Origin of the sequence: Chryseobacterium takakiae, assembly GCF_900129385.1 — a bacterium.
GTDB classification, from domain to species: Bacteria; Bacteroidota; Bacteroidia; order Flavobacteriales; family Weeksellaceae; genus Chryseobacterium; species Chryseobacterium takakiae.
On the sequence record NZ_FQVO01000006.1, the window covers coordinates 70,415 to 90,718 of the forward strand.

Genomic DNA, 20,304 nt, shown 5'->3' on the forward strand with positions numbered 1-20,304 from the left:
AGTCTACTTTTTTGGTGGGATAATAATTTTATTGGATATTTGCAATACTTCAAATGAATAAAATATGATTTCAAAAGAAGATGCAGAAACACTCAAACAGCTTTCAGCAGAGGAGGGATTGATGTTTATTTCATCACGGTTTCCGGAAACAGCTGTTTTTTCAACCTCGCTTGGTCAGGAAGATCAGGTTATTACCGATATTATTTTCAGAAATAAACTGCCGATAAAAGTTTTTACGCTGGATACAGGCCGGCTTTTTTATGAGCATTACGAACTGCTTTCACAAAACAATTCAAAATACAGGAAAAAAACGGAAGTCTATTTTCCGGATCCTTCGGATGTTGAGAAATACGTCAATGAAAAGGGGATCAACGCGTTTTACTATTCTGTGGAAAACAGGAAAGAATGCTGTTTTATAAGAAAGGTTAAACCTTTAAACCGTGCTCTTGAAAAGGCAGAAATCTGGATCACGGGATTACGCTCAGAGCAATCGGAAAACCGCGAAAATATGCCGATTATCGAATGGGATGAAGAACGCAGGCTGTACAAATATAATCCGTTAATCAACTGGAATTACCAGCAGGTTCTGGTTTATTTACAGCAGAATAACGTTCAGGAGCTGTCTTTGCATAAAAAAGGTTTCATCAGTGTTGGCTGTCAGCCATGCACAAGAGCAATCGTTGAAGGAGAAAATCCCCGTGCAGGACGCTGGTGGTGGGAAAATTCACAAAAAGAATGCGGTCTTCATTCGCATTAATTCAAAATTACTTTCAAAAATGGAAACATATAAACTAGACTATCTGGAACAGCTGGAGGCTGAAAGTATTTATATAATGCGGGAAATTGCCGCACAATTTGAAAAACCGGCTTTGCTTTTCAGCGGCGGAAAAGATTCTATTACCCTGGTTCATCTGGCCAGAAAAGCTTTTGCGCCGATGAAAATCCCTTTCCCGTTGGTTCATATTGATACCGGACATAATTTCCCGGAAGCGTTGCAGTTCAGGGATTATCTTGCAGAAACGATCGGTGCGGAACTGATCGTAAGAAGCGTGGAAGATACGATTAAAGCTAAAAAATTAGCAGAACCTAAAGGGAAATTTGCCTCAAGAAACTGGCTGCAGACGCATACTTTACTCGATACAATTGAAGAGTTCGGGTTTGATGCCTGTATCGGAGGAGCCAGAAGAGATGAGGAAAAAGCAAGAGCAAAAGAACGTTTTTTCTCTGTTCGTGATGAATTCGGGCAATGGGATCCGAAATTACAGCGTCCTGAACTCTGGAATATTTACAACGGAAGAATTGATAAAGGTGAAAATGTAAGGGTTTTCCCAATTTCCAACTGGACCGAACTGGATGTATGGAATTATATCAAGAAAGAAAATATTCAGCTTCCATCCATTTATTTTGCGCATGATCGTGATGTTATCGAACATGATGGACAGCTGATTGCCGTTTCGGATTTTATCCGAATTGATGAGCATGATACGATTGTCAATAAAAAAGTCAGGTACCGAACAGTAGGAGACATGACCTGTACGGCAGCCGTAGAAAGCTACGCGGAAACACTCGATGAGGTAGTGAACGAAATTACCGCTTCCAGAATTTCAGAACGCGGTGAAACCAGAATCGATGATAAAGTGACGGAAGCCGCCATGGAAGACCGAAAAAAGGGCGGATATTTTTAGGCTGGAAGATGGATGAAGGAAGCCGGAAGTTTTTCAATCCAATTTTTATTATATACTCATTACCCATTATTAATAAACTTAAACGTGGACATATTAAGATTTATCACTGCAGGAAGCGTGGATGACGGTAAAAGCACCCTCATCGGCAGGCTTTTGTATGACAGTAAAAATATATTGATCGATCAGCTTGAAGCGCTGGAAAAGCAATCAAAAAACAAAAATGAAAACGGAATAGACCTTGCGATTTTAACGGATGGATTACGGGCGGAAAGGGAGCAGGGAATTACCATTGATGTTGCGTACCGTTATTTTTCAACGCCCAAAAGAAAATTTATTATTGCCGATGCTCCGGGACATATTCAATACACTAGAAATATGATTACAGGGGCATCAAACTCACAGCTGATTGTCATTCTTATTGATGCAAGACAGGGGGTGATTGAGCAGACTAAAAGGCATTCCATCATTGCTTCATTATTAAAGATGAAAAATGTAGTGGTTGCCATTAATAAAATGGATCTTGTTGATTATTCGCAGGAAATTTTTAATGATATTAAAATTCAGTATGATGAGGTTGCACAAAAATTGGGACTGGAAAATGTAAATTATTTCCCGATTTCAGCGTTTCATGGTGATAATATTGTTTCAAAATCGGAGAATATGAACTGGTATGAAGGCCCTTCACTGCTTGATTTTCTGGAAACGGTTGAGGTAGGCCGTAACAATGAATTTGAATATCCGCGATTCCAGGTACAGTACGTGATCCGGCCGCAAACCGATGAGCTTCATGATTACAGAGGTTATGCCGGGGAAGTAATTTCCGGAGTCTATAAAAAAGGAGATGAAATTACCGTGCTTCCGCAAAATATCAGGACAAAAATAACCGCAATTGAAACCGGAGGAAAAGAAACGGATGCCGTTTTTGCCGGTCAGCCTGCCGTTATTCATCTTGAAGATGATATTGATATCAGCCGGGGTGATTGTCTCGTAAAGCCGGGAACTGAACCAAAAGTTGAAAATGAAATTGAAGCTATAGTCTGCTGGCTGGATAAAAAGGAACTCACCGAAGGCAGCAAATATTTTATTCAGCATAAAAGCAAACTTCTGAAGGCTCTTGTAAAAGAAATTGAATACAAAATTGATGTTAACACATTAGAAAAAATACCGGTTACTGAAAATATCAGGCTTAATGAAGTGGCAAAGATCCGGATGAAAACGGCTTCACCGCTTGTATTCGACAGTTTCGAAGAAAGCCGGAACACAGGAAATGCCATTCTGATTGACGAGACAAGCAATTCTACAGTTGGCGCTGTCATGATCTTATAGTGTAAATACAGATTTTTTATCAGCATTAAATTAAACCGCATGATCATCTCCAGGAAAGTCCAGTTCAGGCTAAATGTATTTTTTGTAACGGCCGCTGTGTTGTCGGTTACTGTTTTCACAATGTTCGAACTCGGGTATCTGGATGAACTTTTCACCATTCTTGCCAAAGATAATTATATTTTTTACTGGATGCTGCTGGTGGGAATTTTAGCTGAAACTGTTGCAGGATCTATGGGAATGGGCTACGGTGTCATCTGTACTACCACATTGCTGTTTCTCGGAATTCCTCCACATGCGGTGAGTGCAAGCATTCATTCCGCAGAAAGTTTTACAACAGCCGCCGGAAGCATTAGTCATATCAGGCTGAAAAACGTGAGTAAAAATCTGGTGAAAAGACTTGCTGTTCCGGCTGTGATCGGAGCTGTGATTGGGGCTGTTTCCTTAACGTATCTGGGAGAATATTATTCAAAAATTACGAAAACAATTATTTCTTTTTACACGCTGTATCTGGGAATCCAGATTTTCTCGAATGCTTTTAAACAAAAGCAGGATAAAAAATTAAAAAGGAAAACAAATCTTACGAGACTTGGTCTTGCGGGAGGATTTATCGATTCTTTTGCGGGTGGCGGATGGGGACCTCTGGTAACCGGAACGCTAATTAAAAATTCTTTCACACCCAGGTTTGCAGTGGGAAGTTCTACGGTGGCCAAGTTTATTTTAACGCTTACCGCAGCCATTACTTTTATTCTCACATTGGGCATTCAGCACTGGAACATCATTCTCGGGCTTCTGATCGGCGGGATCTTTACCGCACCTTTTTCTGCGATGCTTACGGCGAAACTTCCCGTTAAAAGCATGTTCGTGGTAATCGGGCTCCTCGTAATCATTATGAGTTCCATAACGATTTATAAATCTGTTTTTTAATGTAAACCACTTGTCTGTGGAAAAATAAAAGCAATAAAAATATCTTCCGTTTTGAAAATATTTTACTTTTACATCATTAAAAAAATACTATGAACATACACGTTGTTGCCGTTTTTAAATTTAATGAAAACTACTTGATGGAGGCTGTTGAGCTTTTTCAGACGCTCGTAAGAGAAACCCGGAAAGAAGAAGGCTGCCTGCAATATGATCTTATTGAAGATAAAAACAATAAAGGAACCTTCTTTATGGTGGAACTATGGGAAACCGAAGACCATCTGAACCGTCACAGCGGGCAGGACCATGTGCTGGATTTCAGAAAAGACGTATCCAAAATGCTGGAAAGTTCTACCCAGGTATATAAAGGGTTCAAAACACTTTAAAAAGGAAATAAGAACCAGTTCAAAAAATCTAAAAGGCTGTCCACAAATGCGGGCAGCCTTTTATCAGAAAAAATAGAAAGTATTATTTGAAAGTGAATTGTCAATTGTGAATTGTGAAAATTGACTGTTCACCATTCACCATTGACTTTTATTTAACGATCAGCTTTTTCGTTTCTGTTTGTCCTCCGAATGTTATTTTTACAAGATAGTTTCCGGAAGAGAGATGAGAAAGATTCAGATCCTGCTTATAAAAACCTGCCTGGTTTGTCAGTTCTGCGGAATATACTTTTTTGCCTGACATATCGAATACCTCCACATTTCCTTTATTGCTTAGCTTTTCTTTAATATCAAATAAAACAGTCACCTGTTTATCAGCTGTCGTAGGGTTCGGATAGATTCCGAAAGATGCTTTCTTTCCTGCAATTTCATTGGTTCCCAAAACAGAAGTGATATTTTTATACTTAAAATACATATTTCCGGTCTGCGAACCTTCGTTTGACGTGAAATACATTCTGTAATAGTCGGAACCTTGTTTGATATAATATACCACATCGCTGTACACGCCCATCGTTGGCTTCCACGAATGTCCTATCGCTGTAATGTTGCTTGAAAATGAAGCAGATGCAGGAAGAGTAGTGGTAGCAGTAGCCTGCGTTTCCGGCTGTACTTTCGCTACGGTAATATTTGAATTCTGAATCACACCGGACATTCTGTACTTCATGGTAGCAGGCTGGCCTGTATTTGGATCGGTGTAGGGATAATCGGTCCAGTATCTGGTGAACATGAAATCCCAGTTGGTTTTTGAAGGTTCCAGATTAGTCACCTTATCTCCTGTTGCAAAAGAGAAATAATTGAAATAAGCATCATCGGTTCCGTTGGCAATTGTTTTTGAAACCGTAGTATCCCATGAAGAATTGGCAGCATTCCATTTGGCATATTTAAAAGTGTAGCCTCCGAAATAATCGTCAATCATGAATTTATAATAGGTATTGCTCGAAATATACTTCAGGATAAAAATTACTTTTCCTTCAATGTGGTGATTTCCCGGATTATATTCGCCCCATCCGTACGTGGCTGTTCCCTGCTCGAAAGCACCTTCCTGGATGGAAGTTGTATTGTCCAGATTGTATAAAGGCGATCCGTAGGAAGAGACTGCATTCGTGGTGATGGAATTCCAGTCGTTCGGGTTGCTGGACGCCTGGTAAACTTCTATATTCTGGGCATCGTTTATTCTCGTCCCGAAGTTCATGCTGGAATTTCTGTAAAATGCAATATCCCATGTATTAGCTGGTTGAGCCACCATTGAATTGGCACTCAGGTCAAAAAATACACGGTTCTGGTAGCTTGCCCCCATCGTCATATTTACCGTTGTATATCCGTTGGCATCTGTCTGTGAGAAGGCCATCTGCTGTGCCCCTATTGCAAGCATTGAAGCGAAAAGTAGTTTTGTTTTCATAATATCAGATGTAAATTATTATTTAGAATTATTCTACAAAACTAAATAAATTATTTTTAATTGTTCTAAATAAAATATGATTTTTATCGTGTTTAAGCACAAATTCTGTTTATATTGAACAAAGAAGTGATTTTGATAGCGTATTAAATCAAAAAAGACCGACTTATGAAAATCATAAACCAGTCTTCTATATAAGGCTGTCTAATAAATTTATTTTTTAATAAACTTGGATTTAACAGCAGAACCTTCCGCAGTTTCAATAATGATATAATAAATTCCTGTCTGAAGGGTGCTGATATCAAATGATTTTCCGGATAATTTTCCATCTGCAACTTTCTGTCCGGAAGCGGAATAGATACTGATGTTTTTAGGATCTTTTTTGGTGATAAACTGTAAGGCAGTGTTATCTGAAGTCACTGCAAACTGTATAGGTTCCTGGGATTTGATCTGATTAGAAACCGAAAGGTTTGAAGCGGTATTATACACTACATTATCAATCTGTATCGCAACGTGTGTCGCCGAAGGGGTAAACCTGAAAACAATATATTGTGAAGAAGAAGCCGGAATCGTGATACTGATATTCTGAATGGTCCCAATGGTTGCTACCGTAACAGGATTGCCAACAGCAACAAATGTAGACATATCCGAAGGATTTGAAGCGAGACCGATCTGGATTGTTCCCGGGCCAGGCGACGGAGAAACTAAAGTCGTCTGGAAAGATAAGATTTTATCGCCAGCAGGAGCCACAATCTGTGGAGAAATAAGGTAAGAAGGTGCAGCACCGTTATTTCCGGCATAAGACTGTACAAACTTATTGGAAGAATTTCCATTGTCCACTGCAACAATCATTCTTGGAGATACGGGAGGAAAATCTGGAGTAGGAGAAGCTGTTATCGCAGACCATCCACCTTGTGGGAAAGTGGTGTTCCCGGCAGTAAAGCTGTCGAAATTTTCATTAAGTGTTGCAAGCTGTGCTTGAGCGGTAATCGCTGTAAATAATAAAGTTCCTAAAAGTAATTTTAGTTTCATAACATTATTTTTATTTAGAATTATTCCACAAAATTATAATTTTATTTTTAACTGTTCTAAATAAAATTATATATTTGTCAAAAATTTTTTCTCCTTATGAAAAAGAAAGTGCTTTCCATACTATCCTTATCCGTTATTTTATGGGTGAACGCACAGGAAAAAGATTCACTTAGGCAAAAAACAATCGATGAGGTTGTTATTACAGGGCAATTCATGCAACAGTCCATTGATAAATCAATCTACAAGGTTGAAGTAATTGATGTGCAGCAGATCAAAAATATGGCCGTAACCAATGTTGCCGAAGTGCTCAATCAAAATCTTAATATTTTAATAGAACCCAGCAAAAGCTCAGGAAACTCCACAGCAAATATTATGGGACTTAGTGGTGAGTACACGAAGATTCTTATTGATAATATTCCTGTGGTAAGTGATGAAGGGATGGGAAATCTTGTGGATCTTACGAAAATCAATGTCAACAACATCGAAAGAATTGAGGTGGTAAAAGGTTCAATGGGTGTGGAATACGGAAACAATGCAGTGGCCGGAGTCATCAATATTATCACGAAGAAAAATTACAGTAAAAAATTTACCGCACTGGCATCTGTACAGGAAGAAACGGTAGGGAAAGATTACGACTGGTTCAAGAAAGGAAACGGGCGCCACATCCAGTCACTGAATCTCGGGTACAGATTTAATGACAGCTGGTCCATCTCTGCAGATATTAACCATAATGATTTCCAGGGATTTAAAGGTTCGCTGAATGGCTATAAATATTTCAGTGAAAACAACGACGGAAAGCGCGGATACGACTGGCAACCGAAGGACCAGCTCACCGCAAACGGTACGATCCGTTACAGCAAAAACAATACAAGTTTCTTTTATAAGCTGAACTTTCTTACGGAAGAAATAAATTATTACAATCCTTTAGTTACGGATCTTCCTTTGGGAGGGGGAAACAGAACCTACACCGCTAACGACAAAGATTACCATACCAACCGTTGGATTCATCAGTTTAATATTCAGACAAAATTCGGAAGAATTAACTATAACGGAGATTTCTCTTATCAAAGCCAGGAAAGAAAATCACAAGTTTATACGTATGATGTTCCCAACAGACAGGAAATCTCAAGAGATCCTGAGATTACATTTTACAAATCGAATGTATTGTATTCCAGAGGGATGTTCAGTAATTTTTTGGACAATGAAAAAATTAATTTCCAGCTTGGCTACGAATTAGACCGAACAAAAGGCTTTGCCGATGCCACCACTTTTGAAAGCAATAACAACGGTAAAAATATTGAACGAGCGATCTTTAATTATGCCAATTTCCTGTCGGCAGAATGGAAGGTCAATGACTGGCTTTCATTTCGTCCCGGTGTAAGGCTTGCATTGAGCGACAGGTTCAGTTCGCAATATAACTATTCGGGAACATTACGGTTTACAACCTCTGAAAATTCGGATATCCGTGCCGTTTTCGGTTCTGCCAACCGATTTCCTACCTATGATGAATTATACACCTTTGTAGTGGATAACAATCATGACATCAGGGGAAATGAAAATTTAAAACCTGAAACGGGATATTCTGCTTCCGTATTCTGGGATTATGCTTTAACAAACAATGACAACTGGAAATTTAATTTCAGTCTATCCGGAATGTACCTGGATGTACAAAACAGGATTGAAGATGTCATCATCAACAACAGCCCGCTACAAATCACTTTCCTGAATGTAGATAATTATAAATCAATACTATTCGGAGGAGGAATTAATATAAGGAAAGGCGATCTTTCATTGAATGCGGGAGTTTCGGTTATGGGTGTTTCACAGGTTTTAAATACAGGAAACATTACTTCACCTGACGACTATAACTATTGTGCTGAAGCAAACCTGGCGGCCAATTATACTTTGCCTTCTACAAAAACTTTGTTTGCTCTTTACTATAAATATACGGGAACGCAGAGACGTTACACGCATCAGGGAAAAGAAAATGATCCGGGAGATCCGGGGCAGTATATTTTAGGGAAAATCGGGGATTTCAGCATGATGAATTTTACGGTGAGCCAGCCTTTCTTTAACAATCATTTTGAAATAAGTGCGGGGATCAAAAATATTTTCGACGTAACGAGTGTAAGAAATACCATTCAGGCGGGAGATACCCATAATGCTTCTTCCGGACTGCAGAATCTGTTCTATGGCAGAAGTTATTTTGTGAGATTAAATTATAATTTTTAAATACATTAAAAATGAAAAAAATATTCTATTGTTTGCTGATAGGAGCTTCCTTTATATCTCAGTCATGTATTAACGATAACGAAGATCCGGTATCGGTAGCAAAGATCGAGGGATCCATTGCGGAACCGAAAGTAGGAGGGGCAACACAGCCTAATCAGGTATGGATTGACCTCAGTGAAACGGATCCCGTAACGAAAGGACCTGTACAAAAGCTGACAAGAAGGACCGACTGGGATATCGCCCTTTATTCAGGAACGGAATTTAAAGTGGTGTTGAATTCCTCTATTATGATGGCCGCGGCTAAAATTCCCAATGTTACCAACTTTAGTCAGGTAACGGAAGCCACGGTTTCTACCCTGAAAAACCAGGTTCAGGTAGCCAATTTCAATCCTTCCAATGAGATTTATATCGATGATGTTAAGGGAAATTTTCCTGCTGGATATACCGCTATTGAAGAAATCAAAGCCAATGATTCTGAAAACGGAGTTTACCTGGTCAATATGGGAAAAGAAATCTACACCGGTTCGGTACCCGTTGGTTCCGTTGCGACGGGAGGCGACAGCCGAGGCTGGAAAAAAGTACAGATTGTACGTTCCGGAGAAGGATATAAAGTAAGATCTGCCGATATAGACGGAAACAATTATTATGAAATAACCGTAGCTAAAAATGCGGCCTACAATTATAATTTTATCAGCTTAAAAAATAAAAGCGAAGTCTCCATTCAGCCCGAAAAGAAAAAATGGGATCTGTGTTTCACGGTATTCACAAACACCATTTCCGGAGCGGGAAGTTACATTTATGCAGATTTTGTAACGATAAATAATGTTGGTGGAACAGGTGCTTATGAAGTGATTGTTCCTGCAGGAACTTCAGGAGTGGAAGCGTATAATAATTTTAAAACTTCTGATATCAATTCGTCTAAATTCATTTACAATGATCAGCGCATAATCGGTTCCAACTGGAGAAATCCTGTAGGTACCAATGGTCTGGAAGTATACGGTGACCGTTTTTATATCCTGAAAGATCCCAACGGATATTATTTCAAGTTGAGGTTCACAAGACTTACCAAAGCCAATACGGACGATCAGGGGGTGAAAGATGAAAGAGGCTTCCCTTCTTTCGAATATAAGCCTTTGTAAGATTTACATTTTCTCTATTCAATAAATCAAATAAGTATATCTATGAAAAAATTCATTCTTGCAGCTTCTGTTCTTGTAGCAGTATACTCCTGCAAAAAAGAAGAGGGTGCTAAAACGGAAACCCAGACAGAAACAAAAGCGGAAACACCGAAATCCAACAATAAAATTGTAACGCTTAACGGCGGAATTACGGAAATTGTGGCGGCATTAGGCCATGAAAAAGAAATCGTGGGAACAGATGTTACCAGCACGTATCCGGAATCGCTAAAAGCTACCGCTAAAGATTTAGGACACGTAAGATCCATGACTATAGAGCCGATTATGGCGGTATCTCCGACTTTAATTTTGGCCTCTGATAAAGATATCAATCCGGAACTGATGGGGAAAATCAAATCTTCAGGAATCAAAACTGAAATTTTCAAACAGGAATTTACCGTAGACGGAACCAAAAAGCTGATTGCTGACATGGCAAAAGCCATCGGAAGTACAGATTACCAAAAGCTTAATGATAAAATTGATGCGGATTTAAAACAGATTCAGCCTATTGCTAAAAAGCCGAAAGTATTATTCATCTATGCCAGAGGAAACATGCTGATGGTATCAGGGAAAAATACACCTATGGCTTCTTTAATTGAGATCGCCGGAGGCGAAAATGCGGTTAATGACTTTGAAGATTTTAAACCTTTAACACCGGAAGCTGTGGTAAAAGCAAATCCGGACGTGTTATTCTTCTTCACCAGCGGACTGCAGGGAGCCGGAGGAAATGAAGGCGCGCTGAAAATGCCGGGTGTTGCCCAGACCAACGCCGGGAAAAACAAAAAGATTATTGCGATGGATGGCGGACTGGTTTCCGGTTTCGGGCCAAGACTGGGTGAAGCGGCTGTACAATTAAACAAACTGCTCATTGAAAACGCAAAGTAAATTATACGTTTACCTTATCATAAGTGCCATACTGCTTCTCATCATAGCAGTATGGTCACTCAATACCGGAGTCTACGACTTTGCCGGAAAATCTGCCTTTGAAGTGTTGGGAAAAGTTATAAAAGGAGATGCCAATCTGCCGTTGAGCGACAAATATGTAGTGTGGGATGTGAGAGCAGCAAGAATTATCATGGCGATCCTTATCGGAAGTATGCTTGCCGTTTCGGGAACCAGTCTTCAGGGATTATTTAAAAATCCGCTGGCAACAGGAGATTTGATAGGACTGACATCGGGTGCAACATTATTGGCCGCAATTACTATTGTTTTAGGAGGATATTTCAGACAGTATCTTCCTGAAGCCGTACAATTTTCGCTGGTGGGTATTGCTGCTTTTATCGGTTCATTATTATCCATGCTGTTAGTATATAAGATTTCCACAAGCGGTGGGAAAACTAATGTTGTCATGATGTTGCTAACGGGAGTTGCCATTACGGCTATCGGTTTTTCTGTTACCGGGTTCCTGATTTATATTTCTAAAGACGATCAGTTGAGAGATTTAACATTCTGGAATTTAGGAAGTTTGGCCGCTGCAACATGGACGAAGAATATTATTTTAGGCATTGTCCTTTTAATTTCCTACATCATTTTGTTACCTAAAGGGAAAGCATTAAATGCCATGATGCTGGGTGAAAAAGATGCGCAACATCTCGGGATTAATGTGGAAATGCTAAAAAAACAGATCATTATTATTACGGCACTCATGATCGGAAGCTGTGTCGCATTTTCAGGAACCATTGGGTTTGTCGGCCTTATTGTGCCGTATATTTTAAGGCTTTTATTTAAATCGGATTATGCTTTCATTTTACCCTTATCAGCAATATGCGGAAGTATTTTATTGTTGACGGCAGATACATTCAGCAGAAGCATTGTGGAGCCTTCGGAACTTCCTATCGGGATTTTAACGGCATTAATGGGCGGTCCTATTTTCATTGCCATTTTGGTTAAATTCAAAAAATCGCTGTCATGATAAAGGCGCATCAGATCAGTTATCAACAAAAAGAATTTCATATTCTGGATTCGGTGGATGTTCACCTCGGATATGGTGAATTTTTGGCCATCGTCGGTCCAAACGGAGCCGGAAAGTCAAGTCTTTTGAGCATTCTGGCGAATGAAGTGAAATCAAAACACCAGGTTTTATTTAAAGATAAAAACATCAGCGAATGGAAAGTAGGCGAACTTTCAAAACATAAAGCTAAATTTTCCCAGCACAATAGCAACGATATTCCGCTTGAAGTAAAGGATGTCGTGATGATGGGCCGCTATCCGTATTTCGATGCACAGCCGGCACAGGAAGATTACGAAGCCATGAATTCCATGATGTATGAAACCGATATTTTCCATCTTAAAAACAGGGAATACAACACGTTGTCAGGAGGAGAAAAGCAAAGGGTACATCTTTCCAGGGTCATGGCACAGCTTCAGAATGAAATTGCCCATAAAGTCCTTTTCCTTGATGAACCGCTTAATAATCTGGATGTAAAACATCAGTATAAAGCTTTGGAAATTATTAAAAAATTTACGAAAAAAAACAATTCTGCCATTGTTGTTCTTCATGACCTTAATCTTGCGGCACAATACGCAGATAAAATTTTATTAATGAAATCCGGGAGAATTGCAGCCTGCGGAACACCGGAAGAAGTCTTTACCGCTGAAAACATCAGCGAAGCGTATAATTTTCCCTGCACGATCTGCGATCATCCCATCACCGGCAGGCCAATGATTATTTTTGGATAATATGGAAAAAAAGGACTTGAAAATAATAGCACAGAACCTTGCGAATCCGCAGGGAGAGAAAGGGATTGAGATTGGTGAAATGATGAATGCCACCAATATCGGAATGACGCTGGAAAGCATCAAAACACTGTTAATAGAAGACAACGAACAAATTCTTGAAATCGGGCACGGAAATGCAGATCATGTGAAAAGCATTTTAAATAAAGCTGCAAACATACAATATACCGGAATCGATATTTCCGAAACCATGCATCAGGAAGCGAAAAGGCTGAATAAGCATTTTGGAGATCAGGCAGATTTTGTTTTGTATGAAGGAAAGAAATTACCATTTCAGGATAAAACTTTCGACAAGATATTTACGGTAAACACGGTGTATTTCTGGGAGCAGCCGGTTGAATATTTAAATGAAATATACCGCGTCCTGAAAGACAACGGAACGTTTGTACTCACCTTCGGACAAAAGGATTTCATGGAAAAGCTGCCTTTCACTCCGTTTGGTTTTACCTTGTACAGCAACAGTGAAATGGAAGAAATGATTTCTAAAAGTCATTTTAAAAGAATGAAAATTTCAGAACGGGAAGAGCAGATCAAAAGCAAAACATCAGAAGAAACAATAACAAGAAATTATACAATTTTAACCATTAAAAAATAAAAATAATGAGCACATTAGTACACGATCTAAAAGAAAAATGGGAAGCTCTTAAAGCAGATAATCCTCATTTGAGAATCCGTAATGCAGCTGCAGAACTAGGAGTAAGCGAAGCGGAATTGCTGGCTACAAACGTAGGAGAAGGCGTAACGGTTTTAAAGCCGGAATTTAAGGATATTCTTACCGAAACGGAACAGTTGGGAAAAGTAATGGCGCTTACCCGCAATGACGAGTGTGTTCATGAAAGAAAAGGAACGTACCTGAACGGCGATTTCAGCAGTCCTCATGCACAGCTTTTCGTGGGAGAAGATATTGATCTCAGAATCTTTCTTAATCACTGGAAGTTCGCTTTTGCAGTGGTGGAAGGTGATAAAAAAAGCCTGCAGTTCTTTGGAAAGGACGGACTGGCTCTTCATAAAATTTATTTAACCAAAGACAGCAATGAAGCTGCTTTTGATGCCATAGTAGAAAAATTCACAGCCGATGAGCAGCATTCAATCCTGGAATGCGAAGCAGTTGCTCCTAAAGCCGAAGAAAAACCAGATTCTGAAATTGATGTGGAAGGTTTCCAGAAAGCATGGAGAGAATTGAAAGATACCCACGATTTCTTCATGATGACCAGGAAATTCGGGGTGAGCAGAACGCAGGCATTACGACTGGCTCCGGAAGGTTTTACCCAAAAAATCGACAGCTCGAAAGTTGTTAATGTATTGGAAGACGCTTCCGAAAAGCAGCTTCCGATCATGATTTTTGTTGGGAATAGAGGAATCATCCAAATCCATACAGGAAATGTTAAAAAGACGCTTTGGCACCAGCAATGGTTCAATGTGATGGATCCGGATTTTAATCTTCATCTCGACGTCACGAAAATCGCTGAAGCATGGATCGTGAAAAAACCTACGGAAGACGGAGAGGTTACTGCTATTGAAGTATTTAATAATGAGGGCGATTTTATCGTACAGTTTTTCGGAAAAAGAAAGCCGGGAATCCCGGAACTTCAGGAGTGGAAAAATCTGGTCGCAGATCTTGAAAAATAAATAGTTAGATTAATTGTAAGGCCGTTTTGTTTTGTGCAGGGCGGCTTTTTTAATAATTAAATTAAAACAAAACCGTCAGATATATAAAAGACAATTTGTGCTTTCGTTACTTCGAGTAGATTTTGAAGAAATCGTATCGAGAAGTTGCACTGCGGGTTACCTTATTTATAGGTTCTCGATAATAAAATTGTTTCAGAACTTTACTCGAACAGACGGACTAATAACCGAATTGGCTGATCAAATATGAAATATTTCAAATTATAAATTGGAATAGGTCTTAAAATTAAATTTAAAAACAAAACTTTCCGATCTTTGCGTTACATTAAATAACCTGATTAGTAAAAATGAAAAATATTTTCTCAATAGTATTGCTTGCTTTTTTCTGTTCATTGAATGCCCAGAATTTCAAAGCCTACCAGTTTTATGATAAAAAAGGAAGGGAAATAAGCACTGAAAAACTGGTGAAGGAATTGGTTGATTACGATGTTGTTTTCTTTGGTGAAAATCATAACAACTCCATCAATCACTGGTTGCAGCTAAAAGTTACCGAAGCGCTTTATAAAAAGAAAAACGGACAGCTGATCCTGGGTGCCGAAATGTTTGAACGGGATAACCAGGAACAGCTTAATAAATACCTTAACGGAACTTTCGATTTCAAGACATTGAAAGATTCTGCCCGTTTGTGGAATAATTTTTCTACCGATTATCAACCGTTGGTTGATTTTGCTAAAGCTAAAAAATTACCGTTTTTCGCCACCAATGTTCCGAGAAGATATGCTTCCCAGACTTCGAAAGAAGGCCTGGAATCCCTGAATAGTTTGTCTCAGAAAGATAAGAGCTATATTGCAAAGCTTCCGATCAACGTCACCCTGGAAACGCCGGGTTATCCGGAAATGAAAAAAATGATGGGCGACCATGCGGAGGAAATGAAAGTGATGAATTTTATCTCGGCACAAGCTGTTAAAGATGCCACGATGGCGGAATCGATTCTTAAAAATATGCAAACCGGGAAAACATTTATTCATTATAACGGAAATTACCACAGCAAAGAGTTTGGGGGAATTTATTGGTTTATTAAACAGAAAAATCCCGGTCTGAAAATGGCCGTGATCTCCGTTTTTGAGTCGGAAGATCCTGAACTGAAAATTCCTGAAAAAGAGTACATTCCTACAGATTTTAACCTGGTATTGCCTGTGGATATGACGAAGACGTATTGATGGTGAGAGGTGAAAGGTAAGAGGTGAGAAGTAAGAAGTGAGAGGTGAGAAGTGAGAAGTGAGAAGTGAGAAGTGAGAAGTGAGAGGTGAGAAGTAAGAGGTGCTTTGGTATATTCAATTTATTTTTGCTGGTTGTGCGGATTACGCAGATTTTAATTTTAAAATAAAATGTTAAAACAAGTAAGATAAGCAGTAAAATATACGAAATCATCTATGGAAATCTGTGGTCATAGATATACGGAAAGGTTGCTATAATCATAAATAAAATAATACGACACGGTTTTGAAAAATTTAGAAACATCTTTTATCTTTGCTCAACATTCCGGCAACATGAAAAAAATAGTATTTTTCTTCGTCTTTTTTATAAGTCTTTTGAATGCCCAGAAGCTTAGTTCTGATGAGATTTCCATTATTAATCAAGGTGATGTAACCACAGCATTGCCTATTTATCAAACCACTGATGAAAATCAGCACAGAACGCTGCTTAATATTTCCACTGAAATTGATCCGTTAGATAAAAACACGGCAATTTTAGTCCGCAGAATGAAGCAATCTTTGCTTTCAACGGATGGAGGCGTAGGCATTGCGGCGCCTCAGGTCGGCATCAACCGCAAAGTGATTTGGGTACAGCGCTTTGATAAAGCAGGGGAACCGCTGGAATACTTTATCAATCCGGTGATTGTGTGGAGATCGGAATTACAAAATCTTGGACCGGAAGGCGACCTCTCGATTCCCGATTTCAGGGACCAGTTTTACAGGAGCAAGGTAATCCAGCTGGAGTATGTTGACCTGAAAGGACAAAAATATTCGGAGATGGTGGAGGGATTTACTGCGGTCATCTTCCAGCATGAGATCGACCATCTTTTCGGAATTTTAATTTCTGATAAAAAGGAGAAAGAGAAAAACAATTCTTATCAAAAAGTGGACGCTTTCAAAAAAACGGATTCCGTGACCAGATAAATTTAGATTAATTCTTCTGTGTGTTGATATTACTGATCATATCAATGATTTCCAGAAAGTTATTTTCTTTTTTAAATGCTCTTATCTTTTCAACAATCTCAGGATAATCTTTGAAAAGGACATAAAGGTTTTCTTTTGCCTTTTCATATTTTTTTTCCTTCATTCTGATCATGTACGGATAAGCGTATAACTTTTTGTCGGGATCAGCGGTGTCCTGAAATACAAAATTCAGATAATCTTCAGCAGTTCTTGAAATAGCATTGTATCCTCTTATTGAAGTCAGATAAACATTAAATTTTCCTCCTGAAATTACCTGTCCGAAAGTATTTTCAATTTTGGTAGGCGTACCAATCAAGGCATAATTATCTGCATATGTCTGAAAATTGTGGAGGGGTACAAATTTCATATCTCCTGAAGAAAAACTAATTAGATCATCAGGATTATATTTTACCGGATTTTCACTTTCATTTTTTCTGAATTTCAGTTTATCATTCTGGCTGGGGTACCATTTGATCTGTCCGCTCAGCTCGGATGAATCTTTAAGAGTAACTTTTCCGCTGGCAAAATCTTTTGCGAAAGGATAGTTTTGGGCATAAAAAAATAATGAGATAAATAAGAAAGTCAGTGTAATTAATTGTTTCATGAAGATAGTTTTGGGTTCACAAATGTATGAATTATGATTTAAATCTTTACCTTATAATGAGCATGATATACAGTTTTAATCATTCCGGGATTAATTAAAAAAATAAATCTGCTCCAGGAAGAAACAGATTTATTTATATAAGGATATCTTAATTATTGGTTACCGAAAGTTTCACCTCGATATTGTTCCTTGTAGCGTTCGAGTAGGGACAGATCTGGTGTGCTTTTTCCGTTAATGATTGTGCTTCTTCCAAAGAAACTCCTGGAATATTGACATCAAGCTGAACAGCCAGTCCGAAACCACCGTTTTCAATTTGTCCGATGCTCACTTCCGCAGTTACCGTTGTTTCTCCTGTTTGGGTTTTCGATAAAGAGATCACTCTGTTCAGGGCACTGTCAAAACACGCTGAATATCCGGCTGCGAAAAGCATTTCAGGGTTGGTAAAATCATCATTAGCTCCACCAAGCGCCTTCGGCATTTTAACGTCGAGGTCAAGGACTCCGTTATCGCTTTTTACATGGCCGTTTCTTCCTCCGGTTGCTGTAACTTTTGTTGTATATAAGGTTTTCATTTATTTTTCTATTTTATTTAATATTTTTAATACGCTTGTTTTAAGATCGATCCAGTCCTGCTCGGAAGCGTCGATTTTTTTAGATATTTTTTCCGGAATTTTGCAGGCTTTTGCCTTCAGTGCTTTTCCGGTTTCCGAGATAAATACTTCTACGACTCTTTCATCTTCTTTTTTCCTTTTCCTCGTAATGAAGCCTTTTGTTTCCAGCCTTTTCAGCAAAGGTGTTAGTGTTCCGCTGTCGAGATACAGCTTTTCACCGATATGGTTTACAGAAAGACCGTCATTTTCCCATAAGACCATCATTACGAGATATTGAGGATAGGTAATATCAAGCTCATCAAGGAACGGTCGGTAAAGTCCTGTGATTTCTTTTGCGATTACATACAGCGGAAAGCAGAGTTGATTTTGCAGTTGTAAAGATTCCTGTTGTTCCATGACTTGAAAATTTAGGGTTAATTATTTTTTGATGATAAATTCCTCCATAGGAATTCTCACTTTTTTCATGTGGGAAAGCCAGTCGTTTTTTTCATCGCGGTATCCCAGATACAGCAAACTTACGCTTTTTAATCCCAAAGCTTTCAGTCCCAAAATCTCATCCACCACTTCATTGCTGAATCCTTCTGCTGGAGTACTGTCGATTTTCAGTTCAGCAGCCTGAGCCATAGCGAGGCCGAGTGCAATATAAGTTTGTCTTGCCGTATGGGCGAAATGTTCGTCCGGAGTCTGTGCTCCGTATATTTCTTTAAGTTTATCGGTATAACTTGAAAAACGCCCTTTAGGCAGATCTCTTACATCGGTATGATAATCATATACTTTGTCGATTTTTTCATCCGAATAGCTGTCCCATGCGGCGAAAACCAAAACGTGGGAAGAATCTCTCATTACTTCCGGGTTTAAAGCACCTTTCACCATTTTTTCTTTCAGTTCCTGGCTTTCAACTACAATAACGCGGAATGGCTGTAAACCGGATGAAGTAGGAGCAAGTCTTGCTGCTTCTAAAATTTTATATACATCTTCTTCTGAAATTTTTTTTGAAGGATCATATGCTTTTACGGCATGTCTCCAGTTTAAATCTTCTATTAATGACATTTTGATATTTTTTATTTGCAGTAGTCTATGCAAAAATGTTGCCAAATTAAATTGTGCACAATTTAATTGTATTTTCAAATAGAATTTGATATGCATGTAATTTATTTTTCAGAACAATAAGACGTTTTGTCAGAATTTAATTGCTGACAGATACACCCAAATAATAAAAAATATCTGTAAAGGTATTCTGAACCAAAGATAGCTTATACCATCTCCCTTAAATGTAGCCTTTTGATAATCAATATGGTTAATGGCCGCATATATGTTTGAAGGAAGGATTACAATAAAAAATACAATCAGTAGCCAGCCTGTGGTAATCCTGATTTCAGGAATGAGAATTCCAATTGCCGCTAGTATTTCCAAAATTCCTGTCAGGTAAATAATTCCTGTTTTAAAAGGAATATAATCCGGCAGCATCATAGACATTCCTTTAGTAAAGATAAAATGTCCGACAGCCGTAAACATAAGCATGGCAGCCATTGCGATTCTCGCTGAAATGATCACGTTAAAATTACCACGGAACATTTTGATAGTAAATAAAGAAATAGAAAAGACAGTTAGTAAAATAAGCAATGGTTTCATTATTTTTTTAGCAAAGGTCAGAATATGAACTTTTCCGGACAATGAACCAAGGTTAATAAATTCGCTTTCGTATTCTGCTTAAGGCCTGCGGTGTGATCCCGATATAAGAGGCAATATATTTTAACGGAATATTTTTAATAAGGTGTGGCTGTTCGGTAAACAAATTCAGATAACGTTGTTCGGCCGTCTCGTCAAGTAAGGAAATTTCTCTTTTGGATTTTTTTAGAAACAATTCTTCACCGGCTTTTCTTCCGATGGTATTCCCGATTTCGGTCTGTTCATATATTCTTTGCAGATCTTCGTAAGTGATTCTCCAGAGAATGGTTTTGGTGAGGGTCTGAATGGTATATGTTGATTGTGTTTGGGTTAAAAAAGAATCATAACCGCTTACGAAGCTGTTTTCAAATACGAAAGCAAACGTTAAATCATTTTCTTCTTTCGGGATAAAAAAGCGGATAATTCCTTCTTCAACAAAGGAAAGATGCTTTTCCGTGCTGCCTGCTTCCAGGAGTAATGTATTTTTAGGAAATTCCTGACGATAAAGCTTTGAAGAAAACATGATCCAGTCTTTATCTGTCATTTTTACTGTTTGTTCAAGATAGTCCCGTATCTGTTGCATGCAGAATAAGTATTAAAAAATCTGTCCGCAACGAACAGATTGTATAGATGA

At 38.6% G+C, this 20,304-nt stretch carries 22 protein-coding genes; 14 read left to right on the plus strand and 8 right to left on the minus strand.

Annotation, left to right across the window (positions count from 1 at the left end):
- Positions 1–64 precede the first annotated feature (64 nt).
- The 5 genes from BUA76_RS09320 (at position 65) to BUA76_RS09340 (ending at position 4,315) form a co-directional block, all read left to right on the plus strand.
- On the plus strand, positions 65–757 hold the full coding sequence (locus tag BUA76_RS09320) for a phosphoadenylyl-sulfate reductase (protein ID WP_072884542.1): 693 nt from the start codon (positions 65–67) through the stop codon (positions 755–757).
- Positions 753–1,685 (plus strand): sulfate adenylyltransferase subunit CysD, encoded by a 933-nt coding sequence (gene cysD, locus BUA76_RS09325; RefSeq protein ID WP_262484273.1) that lies wholly within the window; start codon positions 753–755, stop codon positions 1,683–1,685. The genes BUA76_RS09320 and cysD overlap by 5 nt, the downstream gene beginning before the upstream one ends.
- 84 nt (positions 1,686–1,769) lie before the next feature.
- On the plus strand, positions 1,770–3,011 hold the full coding sequence (locus tag BUA76_RS09330) for a sulfate adenylyltransferase subunit 1 (RefSeq protein ID WP_072884683.1): 1,242 nt from the start codon (positions 1,770–1,772) through the stop codon (positions 3,009–3,011).
- Positions 3,012–3,050: 39 nt separating this feature from the next.
- Positions 3,051–3,935 carry a sulfite exporter TauE/SafE family protein gene (locus BUA76_RS09335; RefSeq protein ID WP_072884544.1) on the plus strand — a complete coding sequence of 295 codons (885 nt, stop codon included), beginning with the start codon at positions 3,051–3,053 and terminating at the stop codon, positions 3,933–3,935.
- An 89-nt stretch (positions 3,936–4,024) separates the two neighbouring features.
- Positions 4,025–4,315: a putative quinol monooxygenase gene (locus tag BUA76_RS09340; RefSeq protein WP_072884545.1), complete on the plus strand. Its 291-nt coding sequence runs from the start codon at positions 4,025–4,027 to the stop codon at positions 4,313–4,315.
- Between the two features lie 148 nt (positions 4,316–4,463).
- On the opposite strand, the gene BUA76_RS09345 is transcribed toward BUA76_RS09340, so the two are convergent.
- Entirely contained in the window at positions 4,464–5,771 is a 1,308-nt protein-coding gene (locus BUA76_RS09345) for a T9SS type A sorting domain-containing protein (protein ID WP_072884546.1), read from the minus strand.
- Between the two features lie 210 nt (positions 5,772–5,981).
- A complete protein-coding gene (locus tag BUA76_RS09350) occupies positions 5,982–6,800 on the minus strand; it encodes a T9SS-dependent choice-of-anchor J family protein (RefSeq protein ID WP_072884547.1) in 819 nt (272 codons plus the stop codon).
- Between the two features lie 96 nt (positions 6,801–6,896).
- Between BUA76_RS09350 and BUA76_RS09355 the strand changes: the two genes are divergently transcribed.
- From BUA76_RS09355 to BUA76_RS09395, 9 genes are all read left to right on the plus strand, one after another.
- A complete protein-coding gene (locus BUA76_RS09355) occupies positions 6,897–9,032 on the plus strand; it encodes a TonB-dependent receptor plug domain-containing protein (RefSeq protein WP_072884548.1) in 2,136 nt (711 codons plus the stop codon).
- Between the two features lie 11 nt (positions 9,033–9,043).
- On the plus strand, positions 9,044–10,171 hold the full coding sequence (locus BUA76_RS09360; protein WP_072884549.1) for an HmuY family protein: 1,128 nt from the start codon (positions 9,044–9,046) through the stop codon (positions 10,169–10,171).
- A 42-nt stretch (positions 10,172–10,213) separates the two neighbouring features.
- Positions 10,214–11,092, plus strand: coding sequence for a heme/hemin ABC transporter substrate-binding protein (locus BUA76_RS09365; protein WP_072884550.1), 879 nt, complete (start codon positions 10,214–10,216; stop codon positions 11,090–11,092).
- Positions 11,076–12,119: a FecCD family ABC transporter permease gene (locus BUA76_RS09370; RefSeq protein WP_072884551.1), complete on the plus strand. Its 1,044-nt coding sequence runs from the start codon at positions 11,076–11,078 to the stop codon at positions 12,117–12,119. The genes BUA76_RS09365 and BUA76_RS09370 overlap by 17 nt, the downstream gene beginning before the upstream one ends.
- On the plus strand, positions 12,116–12,886 hold the full coding sequence (locus tag BUA76_RS09375) for a heme ABC transporter ATP-binding protein (RefSeq protein ID WP_072884552.1): 771 nt from the start codon (positions 12,116–12,118) through the stop codon (positions 12,884–12,886). The genes BUA76_RS09370 and BUA76_RS09375 overlap by 4 nt, the downstream gene beginning before the upstream one ends.
- A 1-nt stretch (position 12,887) precedes the next feature.
- Positions 12,888–13,538 carry a class I SAM-dependent methyltransferase gene (locus BUA76_RS09380; RefSeq protein WP_072884553.1) on the plus strand — a complete coding sequence of 217 codons (651 nt, stop codon included), beginning with the start codon at positions 12,888–12,890 and terminating at the stop codon, positions 13,536–13,538.
- Positions 13,539–13,543: 5 nt separating this feature from the next.
- The gene (locus tag BUA76_RS09385; protein WP_072884554.1) at positions 13,544–14,572 is read left to right on the plus strand and encodes a hemin-degrading factor; all 1,029 of its coding nucleotides are present in this window, start codon (positions 13,544–13,546) and stop codon (positions 14,570–14,572) included.
- 344 nt (positions 14,573–14,916) lie between these two features.
- On the plus strand, positions 14,917–15,789 hold the full coding sequence (locus BUA76_RS09390; protein ID WP_072884555.1) for a ChaN family lipoprotein: 873 nt from the start codon (positions 14,917–14,919) through the stop codon (positions 15,787–15,789).
- A 330-nt stretch (positions 15,790–16,119) separates the two neighbouring features.
- Complete coding sequence (locus tag BUA76_RS09395) at positions 16,120–16,749, plus strand: peptide deformylase (RefSeq protein WP_072884556.1); 630 nt, start codon at positions 16,120–16,122, stop codon at positions 16,747–16,749.
- Between the two features lie 7 nt (positions 16,750–16,756).
- Here the strand turns inward: BUA76_RS09395 and BUA76_RS09400 are convergent, their stop codons facing one another.
- From BUA76_RS09400 to BUA76_RS09425, 6 genes are all read right to left on the minus strand, one after another.
- Positions 16,757–17,392, minus strand: coding sequence for a hypothetical protein (locus BUA76_RS09400; protein WP_072884557.1), 636 nt, complete (start codon positions 17,390–17,392; stop codon positions 16,757–16,759).
- Between the two features lie 148 nt (positions 17,393–17,540).
- Positions 17,541–17,963, minus strand: a complete 423-nt coding sequence (locus tag BUA76_RS09405) for an organic hydroperoxide resistance protein (RefSeq protein ID WP_072884558.1) — start codon at positions 17,961–17,963, stop codon at positions 17,541–17,543.
- Positions 17,964–18,398 (minus strand): MarR family winged helix-turn-helix transcriptional regulator, encoded by a 435-nt coding sequence (locus BUA76_RS09410; protein WP_072884559.1) that lies wholly within the window; start codon positions 18,396–18,398, stop codon positions 17,964–17,966.
- 21 nt (positions 18,399–18,419) lie between these two features.
- Positions 18,420–19,052 carry an NAD(P)H-dependent oxidoreductase gene (locus tag BUA76_RS09415; RefSeq protein ID WP_072884560.1) on the minus strand — a complete coding sequence of 211 codons (633 nt, stop codon included), beginning with the start codon at positions 19,050–19,052 and terminating at the stop codon, positions 18,420–18,422.
- Positions 19,053–19,181: 129 nt separating this feature from the next.
- The gene (locus tag BUA76_RS09420) at positions 19,182–19,634 is read right to left on the minus strand and encodes a DoxX family protein (protein WP_072884561.1); all 453 of its coding nucleotides are present in this window, start codon (positions 19,632–19,634) and stop codon (positions 19,182–19,184) included.
- A gap of 52 nt (positions 19,635–19,686) precedes the next feature.
- Entirely contained in the window at positions 19,687–20,253 is a 567-nt protein-coding gene (locus tag BUA76_RS09425; protein ID WP_072884562.1) for a Crp/Fnr family transcriptional regulator, read from the minus strand.
- Positions 20,254–20,304: the final 51 nt, after the last annotated feature.